The sequence below is a fragment of the Sneathiella sp. P13V-1 genome, assembly GCF_015143595.1.
Lineage (GTDB): Bacteria > Pseudomonadota > Alphaproteobacteria > Sneathiellales > Sneathiellaceae > Sneathiella.
Genome location: NZ_WYEU01000001.1, coordinates 951,513 through 967,218, shown reverse-complemented (window position 1 = coordinate 967,218; position 15,706 = coordinate 951,513). Strand labels below are relative to the sequence as shown.

Here is a 15,706-nt window from a genome sequence, read left to right as displayed (position 1 = left end):
GAAACATGAAAAAACTAATGGCAATTGCCGCTGGTATTGGCGCTCTGGCAGGCGCAATGTCTGTAACCAGCACAGCTACAGCCGCAACAGAAATGCGCTGCAGCCACCAGCTTCCACCAGCCCACCATATCGCGAAAGTTATTGATCGCTGGGCCGCTGAAATCGAAACACTGTCCGCTGGTGAAATCGACGTACAGGTTTTTGGTGCCAACAGCCTGACAGGTGCAAAACAGAACGCCATTGCCGTTGCAAAAGGTGACATCGACTGTGCGTTCTCCATTAACCCGCAGTGGGGTAAAACCCTGCCGATCATGAACGTTACATTGGGCCCATTTGCGGTCAGTAGCCTTGATGCGCTTAAAAAATGGAACGGTTCAGAAGCCGCTGGCTTCCTGGAAGAAAAACTGATGACAAAAGGCGTGAAGAACGTTGTCTGGATGTTCACAACACGCAGCACTGCTATCACCTCCAAAGGTGCACCGCTTATTGCCCCTGAAGATTTTAAAGGCGTAAAAATCCGCGGTCTGGGTCCTGTTCCTGACTCTGGCTTTATCAAGATGGGTGCGGTTCCTTCCGCCATGTCCGGCAGTAAAGTGTATCAGGCCCTGTCCACAGGTGTTATTGATGCGGGTCTGACAGACGTTTCTGCGGCTGTTTCCCGTAAATATTTTGAAGTTCAGGACCACGTAACCGTTCTTCCGCTGTTCAGCATCTACTTCCACGGTTACGTAAACCCAAAATGGTATGATGGTCTTTCCGACAAAGGCAAAGCAGCCGTTACCGAAGCTGGTAATAAAGCAGCCGCGTGGGCGATTGAAGCTTCTGAAGCCTCTGCGGCAAAAGCGCCAGGTCAGCTTGCCGAAAAAGGCATGAAAGTTCACATGGCAACAGATGCAGACATTGAAAAACTCAAAGGTCTGATGAGCCCAGCCTTCGATAAAGCCTTTGGTGATGCCACAGGTGAAGACGGCAAGAAACTTCTCGGTTTGATTAGCAAACTTAAATAAGGACGATAGGGGATGAACCCTGAATCCAACCCATTTGAGGAGGTGCCCGGCACCTCCTCTCCTATTTCTCGCCTCGCCGGATATCTCTCCTTGCTTGCCGCAATTGTGAGCACGGGAATGGTGGTTTTTGTTCTTGGCATGACAGGCTACAGTGTGTTTCAGCGTTATGTGCTGGGTACACCGCTCACCTGGACCGATGAACTTTCCGGTTTTCTGGTCGTTGCAATTGTTATGCTCGGCATGGCGGAAACTTTGCGCCGCGGGGACCATATCAGCGTGGATCTGCTCTCCACCAAAGTGAAAGGCAAAACCCGCCTTTTGCTGGATCTGTGGTTCTATGTGGCAACCGCTTTTGTGGCGGGCGTTATTCTCCTGAGCTCCTGGAATGCGGTTCTGTTTTCTGTGGACTTTGGTGTCTATTCCGAAGGCTATCTGGAAGCCCCCCTCTGGATTCCTCAATCCACAATGGTGGTCGGCTCCGCGCTTTGTTTGATGATTGCCGTTCTTCGTTTCTTTGAGATTTTGTTTGTCGGGGGCCACCGTAGATGACCACGCTTTTGATTTTGGCCCTGCTGATCGCACTTCTGCTGACCGGCATTCCTATTTTTGTGGGTCTTGGTCTCACCTCCATTATTATTATGCTGATCACCGAAGGCAGCATTTCCAGCGCCGCGGATACCATTTTCGGCAAGCTGGACAATGGCCTTCTGACCGCAATCCCCATGTTTGCCTTTATGGCCCATGTGATGATCAAATCCCGGGTTGTGGACGACCTTTACGAGGCCGCCAACGCCATGGTGGGGCATGTGAAAGGCGGTCTTGGTGTGGCAACCGTTCTCTCCTGCACCATTTTTGCGGCAATTTCAGGCTCTTCCGTCGCAACCGCGCTTACCATCGGATCCAGCGCCATCCCCCAAATGAAACGCTTCGGTTATCGCCCTCATGAATCCTATGGTGTGATTGCTGCGGGTGGTACCCTTGGTATTCTGATCCCCCCTTCTGGCCCGTTGATCCTTTATGCGATTGTTACGGAAACCTCCATTGGCGCACTGTTTTTGGCAGGTCTTATTCCGGGCATCATGATGGCGATTATTTTCGCTTTCTGGAGCGTGGGGCAAGGCTACACCAACAAAAATATCCGTGACAACAAGTGGGTTGGCTGGAGGGAATGTTCCGCCGCCATGCGCCGCTCTTTCTGGGCGCTGCTGATGCCACCGATTGTTCTAGGTGGTATCTATTTTGGCATCTTCACGGCCTCCGAAGCCGCCTCCATCGGCTGTATCTATGCCTTGTTGGTTGGTGCGCTTGTCTATCGAAACTTCGGTTTCAAAGAGCTTTATGAAACAGCCTTTGAAACTGTCCGCACCACGGCCATGCTCTTTATGATTTTGGCAGCGGCAGCCTTGTTTGGACATGCGGTGACCATCATCCGCCTTCCTATTGAACTAGTGGAAAGTGTTCTGACGTTGGGCCTGACCCCCATGATGTTTATCCTTGTGGTCATGGCGGTGATTTTCGTGCTGGGCATGTTTATGGAAACAATTTCCATCATCCTGATCACCACACCGATCATCCTGCCAGCCCTGATCCAGTTTGATATTAACCTGATCTGGTATGGCATTCTTTTGATGATCAATCTGGAACTGGCGCTCATTACCCCGCCCGTTGGGATGAATCTCTTTGTGATTAAGGGGATTGCCGATGCACCATTGGCTGAGGTGATCCGCGGGGCGCTGCCTTATGTGGTCCTGATGGTGGTCGGGCTGTTCATCGTCCTTGCCTTCCCATCCCTTGCCACATGGCTTCCGGAAATTGCTGGATACGGACGTTAGCGATCTCATGATCTCAAGAAAAGCCCGCTGTATCCGGCGGGCTTTTTTATTCCTATTGCCGTTTGCAGAAATGGGCTTACATTCTATGGCTCAAAATCACTGGTAAACCGGACGGGATGGAAAATGAAAGTTCAGGCGAAATGGGTAGAAGGCTACCGCTTTATTGGCAATAACGCTGAAGGCCACGGTATTGTTATGGATGGCTCCGGCGGGGAGCAGCGCCTTGGCAACAGCCCTATGGAACTTCTTCTTTTGGGCCTTGGTGGCTGCTCCGGTATTGATGTGGTGCATATTCTCAAAAAATCCCGTCAGGATGTGGTGGACTGTATCGTTTCAGTAGAAGGCACCCGCGCGGATACGGAACCCAAAGTTTTCACCGATATTCACATGGTGTTTCGTGTTATCGGACGCGGCTTGTCTGAAGATAAAGTGGAACGGGCGGTCGCTTTATCCGCTGAAAAATACTGCTCCGCCTCTGTCATGATGGAAAAAGCAGCCAACATCACCCGCGAGATTATCATCGAAGAAGCAGAATAGTTACATATTCTCCAGATAATAACGCACGCTGTCTTGAACGCGGCGGAAACGGTCGCCGCCAAGTTTAGTGCCGCCGAACCAGCGGGTGACCACAACAACATGATCGGTCAGGTTATGCCCCTCCAGCATTTGAAGGATGACCTGACCTGCGCCCCCTTCCCCATCATCATTTTTAACGGGGCCTTCATCGGATAAAAGAACCGCCCATGTATTATGGGTCGCTTTGGCGAATTTCTTGTCCTTTTTAAGCGCTTTCACCGCCGCCACGGCTTCGGCACGACTTTTAACAGCACATCCCGCCACCGCATATTTGGATCCGCGGTCATTAATGATGTTCTTGAAAACCTTCATCCAATTTTCTGCACATCATTTGTCATGCTGGACATCAAATCCTTGAAACGCTCCCCCTGAACGGCCACATGGGGGCGTAAAGTCTCGGCAACTTTATCACCGTCCCCGTCTTCCAGCGCTTTGAGCACCGCTTCATGTTCTGCCATGGATTGTTTCATGCGCCCCCGAAGCAGAAGCTGCTTGCGGCGATACGGTTTCAAACGGCGATGAAGTTTGCGGGTTTCCTCTTCCAGAAATCTGTTGCCTGATTGGCTATAGATCAGAAAATGAAAGACCTCATTTTCAGAATAATAGGTCTCCGCTTCGCCTGCTTCCAGCGCGTCACGGCATTTGCGGTTGGCTTCATGAAGCTGTTCAAGGGCGGGATCCGTTATCCGCCTTGCCGCCATACGGCCACACGCGGCCTCAAGCTCCGCCATCACTTCGAACATTTCCATCAGCTCAACAGGACCGGGGTGACGCACGAACACCCCCCTGCGCGGCAGTTGTTCTACCATTCCAGAAAGGCTAAGTTTTTGAAATGCCTCACGAATAGGAGTGCGGGAGACACCAAACCGTTCCGCCAGACGCACCTCATCCAGACGCATACCATCGGTAAATTCCCCGGCAAAAATCAAATCTTCCAGTTCGCGGGCTATCCTATCCGCGCGGCGATTTTCCATCCTGTTTTCCTAATCGCTTCTTTCGGGTGCGTCCCCAATTGGCCTAAAACGTCGCTTTCCCATTGAATTTACAGGCTTCTCTCCTTACACTCCAGCCAAACTTTCGCCTTACGGAGTAGAAATTCATGGCCGTTTTCCTTCACCATCATGACCTTCCTGACGATCTGGACCTTGGAAGCTCTGTTGCTATTGATAGTGAAACCATGGGTCTGAACCCGCACCGGGACCGCCTTTGCCTTGTGCAATTATCAGCGGGAGACGGTGATGCCCATCTGGTAAAATTTGACGGCAAAACCTACAACGCGCCAAATCTGGTGCGTCTGTTGGAAGATCCAAATTCCGAAAAGCTGTTTCACTTCGGGCGTTTTGATATCGCGGTCATGAAGAAATATCTGGGCGCAACTTGTAAGCCGGTTTATTGCACAAAAATCGCCTCCCGTTTGGTGCGCACCTACACAGATCGCCACGGTCTTAAAAATCTCTGTCAGGAACTGATCGGCGTGGATATCTCCAAACAGCAGCAAAGTTCTGACTGGGGAGCAGAGGAATTGACGCAGGCGCAGCAGGAATATGCAGCCTCTGACGTTCTCTACCTTCATCAACTGCGTGAGAAACTTGATGAAATGCTGGCCCGTGAGGGGCGTACCGAAATGGCAGCAGAGTGTTTTAAATTCCTGCCAATGCGGGCAGAACTGGACCTTGCGGGCTGGGATGAAACAGATATTTTTGCCCATTCTTGAGGTTTGAGGACAAACCTTCCTTGAGATGGTCAAATTTGGTTCTTATATTGCGGCCAATAATACCCATGCCACCCCATGAAACAGGCATACATTGATGACAGTGACAAGTGACAGCAAACAATCCGCTTCCAATACAGATCAAAATGATCTGGACGCTGCCCGCCGCGTCCTCCAGATCGAGGCGGATGCCCTTGTTCAGCTGAAAGACGGCTTGAACGGTGATTTTATCAAGGCGCTGGATCTGATCAGTGACGCCAAGGGCCGGGTTGTTGTCTCGGGCATGGGCAAAAGCGGGCATATTGGCAAGAAAATCGCAGCAACACTTGCCTCCACGGGCACGCCCTCCCATTTTGTTCATCCAGGAGAAGCCAGCCACGGCGACCTTGGTATGATCACACCAGATGATGTGGTGATGTGTTTGTCCAACTCAGGCGGCACGAAAGAACTGTCTGACATCATTGCCTATACAAGACGCTTCAATATTCCGCTGATTGCCATCGTGGGCAGAGAGGATAGCACCCTTGCCCGTCAAAGTGATGTGGCCCTAATCCTGCCAGACGCGCCGGAGGCGTGCTCCATCGGCCTTGCGCCAACCACATCTACAACACTAACACTGGCGCTAGGTGACGCATTGGCGGTTGCCCTATTGGAACGTCAGGGTTTTTCTGCGGATCAGTTCCATGTATTCCATCCTGGCGGTAAACTTGGCAGCTCCCTCATTCGGGTACGGGATCTGATGCATGACGGCGATACCATGCCGCTGATTTCAGAAGATGCCACCATGGAAGCGGCCCTTCTTGAAATGACCACCAAAGGGTTTGGCTGTGTGGGCATCACCAATAACAGTGGCGACCTTCTTGGCATAATTACGGACGGTGACATTCGCCGCCATATGGGCGCGGATCTTCTGACCAAGCGGGCGGGGGATGTGATGACCACCAATCCGCAGACCATTGCGCCCGCCTCCCTTGCTGCCGAGGCACTGGCCCAGATGAACCGTACCGGCTTTAATGGCATTACATGTCTGTTCGTTGCTGAAAATGGAAAACCTCTCGGGGTGTTAAGTGTTCATGACTGTCTTCGTGCCGGTGTCATGTAGGCCGCCCGCATGAGCCGCCCTGAAAATACACCCGATCACAACAAACCGGCGTCCGGCAAGACCGGACTGAGCAGCCAGAACTGGTCGGCCCCCATCGGCGCGGGCGTGGTGCGGGAGACGGGTCGCTATACCCGCTTTGTGTCCTTTATGAAATGGCTCCTACCGGCGGCAGCGGGTATTTTAATCCTTCTTGCATTTCTGTTACCTGCACTGGAAGAAAAAGGTCAGACCATCAATCTGGAATATCTGAAAGTCTCCCAGCAGGACAGCCAGCTTACCATGACAAACCCCCGCTTTCTCTCCAGCGACAGAGGCAATCAGCAGTTTGTCGTGACCGCAGATAGTGCAACCCAGATCGATCCACCCAAACGTATTGTAGCCCTTAAGAACCTGCAGGCGGATATCACCCTGAAAGACGGTCAATGGATCTCACTTTCTGCACCGGATGGCATTATGGATCTGGATACAAAGATCATGGATCTGACCGGCGGGATTGAGATTTTCTCTGATACGGGGGATCAGATCAGCGCCCCCGATATGCGCGCCGATCTGGAGGCAAAAGAGTTCTTTAGTCCCAGCGGCCTGAAAGGTCATGGGCCGCTCGGCGATATCGAAGCTGATAGCTTTGTTGCCAATCAGCTAGAAGGTACGCTAAAGTTCGTGGGTAACGTAAAAATGACTCTTTATCCGTAAGGCGCAAAAACCAGTATGAGACTGAAATTATTCGAAAAACTGACGGCAGCCATGACGGCCCTGTTTGTTCTCGTCCTTGCCGGTGGCGCCATGGCACAATCTGCAGCCCTTAAAGGGTTTGATACGGATCAACCCATTGAAATACTTGCGGATTCTTTGGAAGTACAGCAGCAACAGCAAACCGCCACCTTTGCTGGTAACGTTCAGGTACTGCAAGGTGAAATTCGGCTGAAAGCACAAAAGCTGATTGTCCATTACGCAGATAGTAACGCCAAGACAGCAAGCGGCGAAGAGGCACCGCAGATTCGCAAAATTGATGCCATTGGTGATGTTTTCCTCTCCAGCCCGCGGGAAACGGCAAAGGGAAACCAGGGTATTTATGACGTGATCAACAAACAGATCCAGTTAAATGGAGCTGTTGTGCTGACGCAGGGGCAGAATGTTTTGCGCGGCGAACAAATGGTTCTGGATCTGGTTTCAGGGCGCAGTCGCATCGTCGGTACGGGCACAGGTAACACAGGTGGCCGTGTCAGAGGTATTTTTGTACCTCAGAAGAAAAACTGATCGGGATTGGGGCGAATATGACGGATCAGGAAGCGAAAATGGAGAACGGTCCACGTCTGGTAAGTGAAAACTCGGGCTTGCGCGCTGAAAATATTGGTAAATCCTTCAAAAAACGCCCGGTGCTTCGGGGTGTGGATATAACAGTCCACCGCGGCGAAGCCGTTGGCCTTTTGGGCCCCAACGGTGCCGGTAAAACCACCAGTTTCTATATTATGTCCGGCCTTTTAAGTGCTGATTACGGGTCTGTGACACTGGATGGCACCGACGTCACCCACATGCCCATGTATCGCCGGGCACGTCTTGGAATTGGATACCTGCCGCAGGAAGCCTCTATTTTCCGGGGAATGACTGTGGAACAAAATATTAGATCTGTGCTGGAGTTGATTGAACCAGTTCGGGAGAAACGGGAAAATATGCTGGAAGAACTTCTGGCAGAGTTTTCTATCACTCATCTCCGCCGCACACCCTCCATTGCCCTATCCGGTGGTGAGCGCCGCCGTGTTGAGATTGCCCGCGCCCTTGCCAGCAAACCGGGATATATCATGCTGGATGAGCCCTTCGCCGGTATTGACCCTATTGCGGTAGGAGATATCAGGGATTTGATCTCTCATTTGAAAGATCGGGGCATCGGGGTTCTCATCACTGAACATAATGTAAGAGAAACTCTGGAAATCATAGATCGTGCATACATTCTTAACGATGGCCATGTCATCATGGAAGGAAGCCCATCCGAGATTGTAGAAGATGAAGGGGTCAGACGTGTGTATCTGGGAGATCGCTTTAATCTCTAGTTCCTTGGAAAAGGGGATAAGTTGATCCATCGGGAGTAAAAATGGTTCTTGCGCCAAGACTGGAAATAAGACAAAGCCAGCAACTGGTCATGACGCCTCAATTGCAGCAGGCCATTAAACTGCTGCAACTTTCCAACATGGATCTGAGCGCTTATGTAGAGCAGGAGTTGGAGAAAAACCCGCTGCTGGAGCGGGGGGATGCTGACCTTAACCCTGATCAACCCACCGAAACAGTGCGCGAAGATACGGACGCATTTGGCGCGGATGAACCTGCATCAGAGCCTCTCTCTGAACTGAACATGGTGGAAGGGGCGGGCCTACCGGACCAATCCAGTGATCCGCTTGATACGGATTATGATAACACCTACACCAATGACAGCCTGAACGATGGCCCAAATGAAACCGCAGGGGATGCGCCCATTGGGGACACAGACTATTTAAGCGGTCCCATCGGCAGCGGCGGCGGATTTTCTGACCCAAACAACAGTTTCGAAGAAAATCTGTCAGAAGAGATTTCCCTGCAAGATCATTTGCGCGAACAACTTCTGGGACAGGTGATGCCGGATAATCAGCGATTTATTGCCGGCTATTTGATTGACCTCATTTCAGAGGCTGGATATTTGACCGAAGATACTCAGGAGTTAAGTGAACAACTGGGTTGTCCTGAAGAAATGGTCATCGCAACACTGGATATTTTGCGAAATTTTGAACCGGCTGGCGTTTTCGCCCGCGATCTGGGCGATTGCCTGGCGCTGCAACTGAAAGAGCGAGGTCGGCTGGACAGTATGATCCAGACCTTCCTAGATAATCTGCATCTGTTGGCGGACGCCAAGCTTGCTGAACTTACCCGTGTTTGCGGCACCGATCAGGAAGATATAATGGACATGGTCGCCGAGATCAGAACGCTTGACCCAAAGCCCGGTTTACAGTTCGGATCCCACGTTGCCCAGACCGTTGTCCCGGATGTTTTTGTTAATCAAAACCCGGATGGCAGCTGGAAAGTAGAACTTAACAGCGAAACTTTGCCCCGCGTGCTTGTAAATAACCGATATCATGCACAGATAAATACTAAGGCCCGAAAAAAAGAGGAAAAAGAGTTTATCTCCGAATGCCTGAACACGGCGAACTGGTTGGTAAAATCTCTGGATCAACGGGCAAACACTATCTTGAAGGTCGCATCGGAACTCGTCCGGCAGCAGGAAATGTTCTTTACACACGGAATTACGCATCTCAAACCGCTGAACCTGAAAGCAATCGCTGATGCGATTGAAATGCATGAAAGCACCGTGAGCCGGGTCACCTCCAATAAGTTCATTGCCTCCCCCCGCGGCACGTTCGAGTTGAAATATTTCTTCACATCGGCCATCGGATCCACAGGCGGCGGGGATGTTCATTCGGCAGAATCCGTGAAATACAAACTCAAGCAGCTTGTTGACGCAGAAAGCCCGAGCGCTATCCTTTCCGATGACAAGATTGTTGAACTGATGAAGAAGGAGGGTATCGACATTGCCCGCAGGACCGTCGCCAAATATCGCGATGCCCTGAATATCCCGTCATCCGTTCAAAGGCGACGGCAGAAGAAAAAACAGTTCGCTTGACAGCTTACCCCCTATCAACAACGAAGAGGATTTATATGGAGCCACCCTACTAAAACCCGTTTCAGCATAGAACCGCTGAAACCCCTAAAATTGGTGATCTCTGGACGAACTTGATCACCTAGTTGCAAATTTATAAAGGAAATGGGTTAAATCATGCATGTAATCGTTAAAGGTAAACAGGTAGACGTCGGTGCAGCACTTACAGAGTATATCGAAGCCACTCTGGAGGCACATGTTTCAAAGTATTTTGACAATGCCATAGATGCCACGGTGACACTCAGTAGACCGACCCACGATTTCCACATTGAATGCAACGTCCATTTGGGATCGGGTATTACGGTAGCGGCCTCGGCCAACCATGCAGATGCACATTCCTGTTTTGACAGCGCGTGCGAGCGGATCGACAAACAACTGCGCCGCTACAAACGCCGCCTGAAAGATCATCACAGTAAAGAACGCGCAAAAGCGAAAGAGCAGATTGCTGCTCAGGCTTATGTACTAGCACCTGAACCAGATGAAGAGCCTGAAGATCATGCGGCGAACGGCGAATGGCAACCCATGATTATCGCAGAAACCAGCCAGGACATCCCTGATTGTTCCGTTGGCGAAGCGGTTATGCGCATGGATCTGGCAAACGTTCCAGCCATGATGTTCCATAATTCTGGTACAAAAGGATTAAATGTTGTATATCGGCGCCCTGATGGAAATATCGGATGGATAGATCCTAAACTTGAACAGGGTAGCTAACGGATAAGGATTTCCCTTTAATCCGCGGAGCTACAGTTAAGATACCTATGGAAATAGCTGATTTAATCAGTCCTGAAACGGTGGTTGCTGACCTTAAAGCGACCAGCAAAAAGCAGGCGTTACAGGAATTGTCACGCCGCGCGGCTGAAGCAACAAATTGTGATGAAAGGGAAATCCTGAACGTTCTCATTGAAAGAGAGCGTCTTGGGACAACCGGTGTGGGGCATGGCATTGCCATCCCCCATGGCAAACTGGAAAGTCTGGATCGAATCCATGGCTTCTTTGCCCGTCTGGACACCGGCATCAATTATGATGCCATGGATGACATGCCGGTTGATCTTATTTTCCTGCTTCTCGCCCCTCTTGAAGGCGGCGCGGAACATCTGAAGGCTCTCTCACGTGTCTCCCGAACGCTTCGGGATCAGGAAAGGTGCGAAAGATTAAGGGGCACGGAAAATACCGATGCCCTCTATGCCATACTCACAGAAGACAATATGGCAGCCTGATTTAAAAACCCGCCTCCCTCGGCGGGTTTTTTATTTTCAAATACGGAAAGTTAACTGGGCGCAGCGAAAATAGGCCCCATATGTGCTGATGGACACTGACAAGGCACTCTTACAAACTTAAGGTGCCGGAACACGCAACAGGTATCCGGAAAATATGCGACAGACTCTACAATCCGCTATCAAACCCCTTCTTCTTGTCTCAGTTTTTCTCGTCTTTGGGTTCGGGGCCGCTTCAGCCCAACAAAAACGTCCACCAAAACTGGATATCCCGATCAAATGTACGTTGGGACAGGACTGCTTCATTCAACATTTTGTGGATATGCAAGGGGGATCAAAAGCTGCGGATCATCGTTGTGGCTTCCTCACCTACAATAATCATCGCGGCACCGATATTCGCATTCGCACCTTGAAAGATATGGAGGCGGGTGTGCCTGTTATCGCCGCGGCTGATGGAGTTGTCGGGAATTTTAGAGATGACATCAAAGATCATTATTTCAGCAATTACCCGCCTGAAAAACGCAAAGAGATTTATAAGATTGGTCTTGGAAATGCCGTTGTGCTTAATCATGGCAATAAATGGTCTACTTTCTATGCGCACTTGAAAGAAGGCTCTGTGACCGTCAAAAAGGGCCAGCGCGTTCGAAAAGGGGATATCCTGGGGTTTGTCGGCCTGTCAGGAGTGACAGATTTTCCACATCTTCATTTTGATGTACGCCATCGCAACAGAACCGTTGATCCCTTTACCGGGCTGGAGCACGACAAGGGCTGCGGGAAAGCTACGTTTTCCATGTGGTCTGAAATGGCTCAAAGAGAGTTAAAATACACCCCGACATATTTTGTAAATACGGGGTTCTCAGAAACAAAACCAAAAGGCAGACAAGATCTGGAGAGCGGTGAAAAGAAAGAAAAAGTTCTGAACCCGGCCGCCCCAACCATGTTCTTCTGGAGCTATTATATCGGCAGTCAAAAAGAGGATCAGGTCAGTCTGAGAATTACGGGGCCAGATGGGCGCAAACTAAAGGCGTACAATCCACCACGCATGACGAAGAACCAGATTTCGAACACTTTTTGGGTGGGTGTTAAACGGCCCCCTGCAGGGTGGCGGAGCGGAACTTATCGCGGGGAAATCACAGTGACCCGGGAAGGTCAGGTCTTTAAGAACGAAAGTCTGATTGTCGTTCAATAAAGCGGCATAGGCCCAAATAAAAAACCGACCGTTTCCGGTCGGTTTGTTTTTAGCTTACCAAAAAAGCATCCAGATCATTTTGTCTGGCCACCACCATGGCAATTTCCGGTGTCTCTTCTTCACCAAGACGCTGACCGTCTGCGGAATAAATGGCGTAAAGGGTCATACCCTCTTCTTCAACTTCACGAATATAAGCCATTTCCATCGATCCAAGGACAGCAAGCGCCGCCGGGCTAATCTGGCGAAGGGTCGCTTCCTGATACTGCATTACTCAACTCCTGTTCCTGTGTCCTCTAGGATCACGTTTTTACCGTCTTTGACGGCGCATCAATGGTTTTCATATCTGATCCTGTGTCTTTCGCATTGATCTCGATATGAGTCACGTCATTTTTCTGTATTGGAAGGTTCAGGTCAATATGCAAAAGACCATTATCCATATCGGCACCCGCAACGGTGACGCCTTCCGCCAGAACAAACTTCCGATGGAACTGCCGTGCCGCAATTCCGCGGTGTATATAGACCCGGTTCGGATCCTCCATTTGCTTGCCGTGAATAATAAGCTGGTTCTGTTCCAGCGTAATCTTCAGATCATCTTTAAAAAATCCCGCAACCGCGAGGGTGATTCGCAGTCTGGTATCAGACATCTGTTCGATATTGTAAGGGGGATATCCTTCACCACCCGACTTGGCGAGCTGTTCCAGAATGTTTTCAAACCTGTCAAATCCCAGTAACAGGGGACTGTTAAATACAGACATCTTCAAATGCCTCCATCTCCTCAAACGAGCGAGTGACTAAAATTCAGGTCCAAAATGGCACCTTTTGCGGCAACCCGGTATGGCGCTGCCTTGTCATTTAATGTAGGTTGCCGATGCGCATCCATCAAGGCCAGAAATTGCGGATGGCTGGATTGGTGGGGAAATATAGGCTGAAACTAATAAAAACAATAATTTACGGAGAAAATAATGACGATCGATCCAAACAGTGAGACGTTAAAAGTCGGTATTGTCGGCGCTGGCGCGATGGGCAGAGGGATCGCCCAGGTATCCGCGACAGGTGGCATGCAGGCCGTTATCTTTGATACTGCAGACGGCGCGGCGCAAGGTGCTGTGGATTTTATCGGCGGTATGATTGACCGCGCGGCGACAAAAGGCCGGATGAGCGACGCGGAAGCCCTGGCCTCCAAAGGTCGCCTTGGTGTGGCAAACACGATAGAAGATTTCAAAGACTGCGACCTGATCGTGGAAGCCATCGTTGAAAATATCGACATCAAACGGTCTGTTTTCCAGCAGATCGAAAAAGTTGTCTCCAAAGACACCATCATTGCCTCCAACACCTCAAGTATCCGCATTTCCAGCATTGCCGCAGCGTGCGAACATAAAGATCGCATCGCGGGCCTTCACTTCTTCAATCCAGTGCCTTTGATGAAACTGGTTGAGGTGATCAACGGCACGGACACATCCAAAGAAACAACAGACGCCCTAGTGGTGATCGGCAAACGTATGGGCCGTGTGCCTGTTGTGGTGAAAGATGCCCCTGGCTTCCTTGTGAACCTGGGTGGCCGCGCCTACACAACAGAAGCGCTTCGAATTGTCTCTGAAGGGGTGGCGGAGCCTCATGAAGTGGACGCCATTATGCGCGACGCCTGTGGTTTCCGTATGGGCCCGTTTGAGCTGATGGACTTGACCGGTATTGATGTGAACTTCCCGGTCAGCAACATCATCTATAACGGATATTTTCAGGATAAACGCCTCTCCACCGCGCCGCTTCATGAAAGCATGATGGAAGCAGGACGTCTTGGCCGTAAAACCAAAGCCGGTTTCTACGATTACGATGAAACAGGCGCCTTGATCCAGCCAGCGCCCAAAGTGGATATAGACGCAGAACCAATGCGCAGCGCTTATCTGCCAGAACCAGCACCGGAACTTGAACAGATGCTTCGGGATCTGGGGGTCTCCGTGCTCGCAAATGATGATGGGGTCAGCCCAATTCTGGTGGCCCCGGTTGGCGAAGACTGTACATCCGTTATTGTCCGATTGGAGCTGGACCCGAAACGAACCGTTGCTGTCGATACCCTCACTGGTGTTCATATGCACGCTACTGTTATGGCGGCACCGGGTGCAGATGATGATGTGGTTCATTCCGTTATGGTCGCCATTCGCAAAAACACAAATGCCGTGACCCGCATTAAAGATTGCCCGGGCTTTGTCGCCCAGCGTATCCGCGCCATGGTTGCCAATCTCGGCTGTGAAATGGCACAGATCGGTGTGGCTACCCCGGAAGATATCGACAAGGGCATGACCCTAGGCCTCAACTACCCGCAAGGGTCCATCGAAATGGTAGATGTGATGGGCAAGGAAAACACCCTGATCGTTCTGGAAGAATTGCAAGGCATCACAGGTGAAGAACGGTATCGCCCAAGCCTCTGGCTCCGTCGCCGCGCGCTTCTGGACCTGCCGATCCACACTGCTGACTAAATTAAAGGCCGGGGCATGCCCCGGCCTTTTCACAATTGCTTGAAGATTATTGAATAGCCCTGTCTTTCAACCCATATGGTTCTGTGCAACAGAGATATTCAAATGCACAAAACCCCAGACATAAAATTTAAACGTCTTACTGAAATTTCACCGGATTTATTGCTCTGGCAGATGAACGATGCGCGTGTCACCGCTCACCTTCCCCTTAAGACCGGGATCTGGAACCACAAGTCCATATCCGACTTTATTGCCAAGAAAGAAACCTGCTGGCATAGGGATGGACTTGGGCATCAGGCCATATTTGATGGCAATACCTATCTTGGATGGGGTGGTTTTCAGAAAGAAGGTAATGAGTGGGATTTTGGCTTGGTTTTAAGCCCCACTGCCTTTGGCTACGGCCTTAATCTCACACAAAAATTTCTGAAACAGGCCCGAAAAGATGCCAGAATTCCTTATGTGACCTTCCTGCTTCCTCCGTCACGACGGAAACTGTCCGCCCTTCGAAAATTAGGGGCAGTAGACATTGGAACCATCACTTATGACGGGCAGGAATTTCGGAAATTCAAGATAGAGACAAAATAAAAGCCGCAATCTCTTGCGGCTTTTTCTTTAGTTGGCTTCTTGCGCTTCGCGCTCTGCCGCGGCGGCGGCCATTTCCGCCATCTGGTGCAAAGCGCCGGCGACCTGCGCGCTGCCGCCAAGGCTTGTTTCCATGGCTTGCAGCAAGGTCGCCACAACAGCAGCATTAAAATGATCCCGCTCCAGTCCGCCTTCCACGCATTCTTGCAATGCCTGATCCAGATGGTCAGTGACGATCTTTGCCGCTTTATCCAGCTTTTCCTTTGTTTCCATGTCTGGCATGGACATATCAGGGGTCTGTTCCATAACTTTACCTGTCTTACTCTGTCTATTTGCCAAC

The 15,706-nt window shown here is 50.7% G+C and carries 20 protein-coding genes; 15 read left to right on the top strand and 5 right to left on the bottom strand.

What is annotated here, in order from left to right:
* The first annotated feature begins 5 nt into the window (after positions 1-5).
* The 4 genes from dctP (at position 6) to GUA87_RS04730 (ending at position 3,376) form a co-directional block, all read left to right on the top strand.
* Positions 6-1,007 carry a TRAP transporter substrate-binding protein DctP gene (gene dctP / locus GUA87_RS04745; RefSeq protein WP_227711683.1) on the top strand — a complete coding sequence of 334 codons (1,002 nt, stop codon included), beginning with the start codon at positions 6-8 and terminating at the stop codon, positions 1,005-1,007.
* A 12-nt stretch (positions 1,008-1,019) separates the two neighbouring features.
* Positions 1,020-1,556 (top strand): TRAP transporter small permease, encoded by a 537-nt coding sequence (locus GUA87_RS04740; protein ID WP_193715354.1) that lies wholly within the window; start codon positions 1,020-1,022, stop codon positions 1,554-1,556.
* Entirely contained in the window at positions 1,553-2,839 is a 1,287-nt protein-coding gene (locus tag GUA87_RS04735; RefSeq protein ID WP_193715353.1) for a TRAP transporter large permease, read from the top strand. The genes GUA87_RS04740 and GUA87_RS04735 overlap by 4 nt, the downstream gene beginning before the upstream one ends.
* 123 nt (positions 2,840-2,962) lie before the next feature.
* Positions 2,963-3,376 (top strand): OsmC family protein, encoded by a 414-nt coding sequence (locus GUA87_RS04730; protein ID WP_193715352.1) that lies wholly within the window; start codon positions 2,963-2,965, stop codon positions 3,374-3,376.
* Here GUA87_RS04730 and GUA87_RS04725 read toward each other — a convergent pair whose 3' ends face one another.
* Positions 3,377-3,727, bottom strand: coding sequence for a YigZ family protein (locus GUA87_RS04725; RefSeq protein WP_193715351.1), 351 nt, complete (start codon positions 3,725-3,727; stop codon positions 3,377-3,379). It lies immediately after the preceding gene.
* Positions 3,724-4,389, bottom strand: coding sequence for a GntR family transcriptional regulator (locus tag GUA87_RS04720; RefSeq protein ID WP_193715350.1), 666 nt, complete (start codon positions 4,387-4,389; stop codon positions 3,724-3,726). The genes GUA87_RS04725 and GUA87_RS04720 overlap by 4 nt, the downstream gene beginning before the upstream one ends.
* 125 nt (positions 4,390-4,514) lie before the next feature.
* Between GUA87_RS04720 and GUA87_RS04715 the strand changes: the two genes are divergently transcribed.
* From GUA87_RS04715 to GUA87_RS04675, 9 genes are all read left to right on the top strand, one after another.
* On the top strand, positions 4,515-5,129 hold the full coding sequence (locus GUA87_RS04715) for a ribonuclease D (protein WP_193715349.1): 615 nt from the start codon (positions 4,515-4,517) through the stop codon (positions 5,127-5,129).
* Positions 5,130-5,223: 94 nt separating this feature from the next.
* A complete protein-coding gene (locus tag GUA87_RS04710; protein ID WP_193715348.1) occupies positions 5,224-6,228 on the top strand; it encodes a KpsF/GutQ family sugar-phosphate isomerase in 1,005 nt (334 codons plus the stop codon).
* 9 nt (positions 6,229-6,237) lie between these two features.
* Complete coding sequence (gene lptC / locus GUA87_RS04705; protein ID WP_193715347.1) at positions 6,238-6,921, top strand: LPS export ABC transporter periplasmic protein LptC; 684 nt, start codon at positions 6,238-6,240, stop codon at positions 6,919-6,921.
* Positions 6,922-6,936: 15 nt separating this feature from the next.
* Entirely contained in the window at positions 6,937-7,485 is a 549-nt protein-coding gene (gene lptA / locus GUA87_RS04700) for a lipopolysaccharide transport periplasmic protein LptA (protein WP_193715346.1), read from the top strand.
* Between the two features lie 17 nt (positions 7,486-7,502).
* Positions 7,503-8,276: an LPS export ABC transporter ATP-binding protein gene (lptB, locus tag GUA87_RS04695; protein WP_193715345.1), complete on the top strand. Its 774-nt coding sequence runs from the start codon at positions 7,503-7,505 to the stop codon at positions 8,274-8,276.
* A gap of 41 nt (positions 8,277-8,317) precedes the next feature.
* On the top strand, positions 8,318-9,874 hold the full coding sequence (gene rpoN, locus GUA87_RS04690) for an RNA polymerase factor sigma-54 (RefSeq protein WP_193715344.1): 1,557 nt from the start codon (positions 8,318-8,320) through the stop codon (positions 9,872-9,874).
* A 153-nt stretch (positions 9,875-10,027) separates the two neighbouring features.
* Positions 10,028-10,621 (top strand): ribosome hibernation-promoting factor, HPF/YfiA family, encoded by a 594-nt coding sequence (gene hpf, locus GUA87_RS04685; RefSeq protein WP_193715343.1) that lies wholly within the window; start codon positions 10,028-10,030, stop codon positions 10,619-10,621.
* Between the two features lie 47 nt (positions 10,622-10,668).
* Complete coding sequence (gene ptsN, locus GUA87_RS04680; RefSeq protein ID WP_193715342.1) at positions 10,669-11,127, top strand: PTS IIA-like nitrogen regulatory protein PtsN; 459 nt, start codon at positions 10,669-10,671, stop codon at positions 11,125-11,127.
* A 154-nt stretch (positions 11,128-11,281) separates the two neighbouring features.
* Positions 11,282-12,313, top strand: a complete 1,032-nt coding sequence (locus tag GUA87_RS04675; RefSeq protein WP_193715341.1) for a M23 family metallopeptidase — start codon at positions 11,282-11,284, stop codon at positions 12,311-12,313.
* 49 nt (positions 12,314-12,362) lie between these two features.
* Here the strand turns inward: GUA87_RS04675 and GUA87_RS04670 are convergent, their stop codons facing one another.
* Positions 12,363-12,581 (bottom strand): DUF1150 family protein, encoded by a 219-nt coding sequence (locus tag GUA87_RS04670; RefSeq protein WP_193715340.1) that lies wholly within the window; start codon positions 12,579-12,581, stop codon positions 12,363-12,365.
* 31 nt (positions 12,582-12,612) lie between these two features.
* Positions 12,613-13,068, bottom strand: coding sequence for an Hsp20 family protein (locus GUA87_RS04665; RefSeq protein ID WP_193715339.1), 456 nt, complete (start codon positions 13,066-13,068; stop codon positions 12,613-12,615).
* Between the two features lie 207 nt (positions 13,069-13,275).
* On the opposite strand from GUA87_RS04665, the gene GUA87_RS04660 reads away from it, so the two are divergent.
* On the top strand, positions 13,276-14,787 hold the full coding sequence (locus tag GUA87_RS04660; RefSeq protein ID WP_193715338.1) for a 3-hydroxyacyl-CoA dehydrogenase: 1,512 nt from the start codon (positions 13,276-13,278) through the stop codon (positions 14,785-14,787).
* A gap of 102 nt (positions 14,788-14,889) precedes the next feature.
* Complete coding sequence (locus tag GUA87_RS04655; protein WP_193715337.1) at positions 14,890-15,369, top strand: GNAT family N-acetyltransferase; 480 nt, start codon at positions 14,890-14,892, stop codon at positions 15,367-15,369.
* Between the two features lie 27 nt (positions 15,370-15,396).
* Here the strand turns inward: GUA87_RS04655 and GUA87_RS04650 are convergent, their stop codons facing one another.
* A complete protein-coding gene (locus GUA87_RS04650) occupies positions 15,397-15,672 on the bottom strand; it encodes a hypothetical protein (protein WP_193715336.1) in 276 nt (91 codons plus the stop codon).
* Between the last annotated feature and the right edge of the window lie 34 nt (positions 15,673-15,706).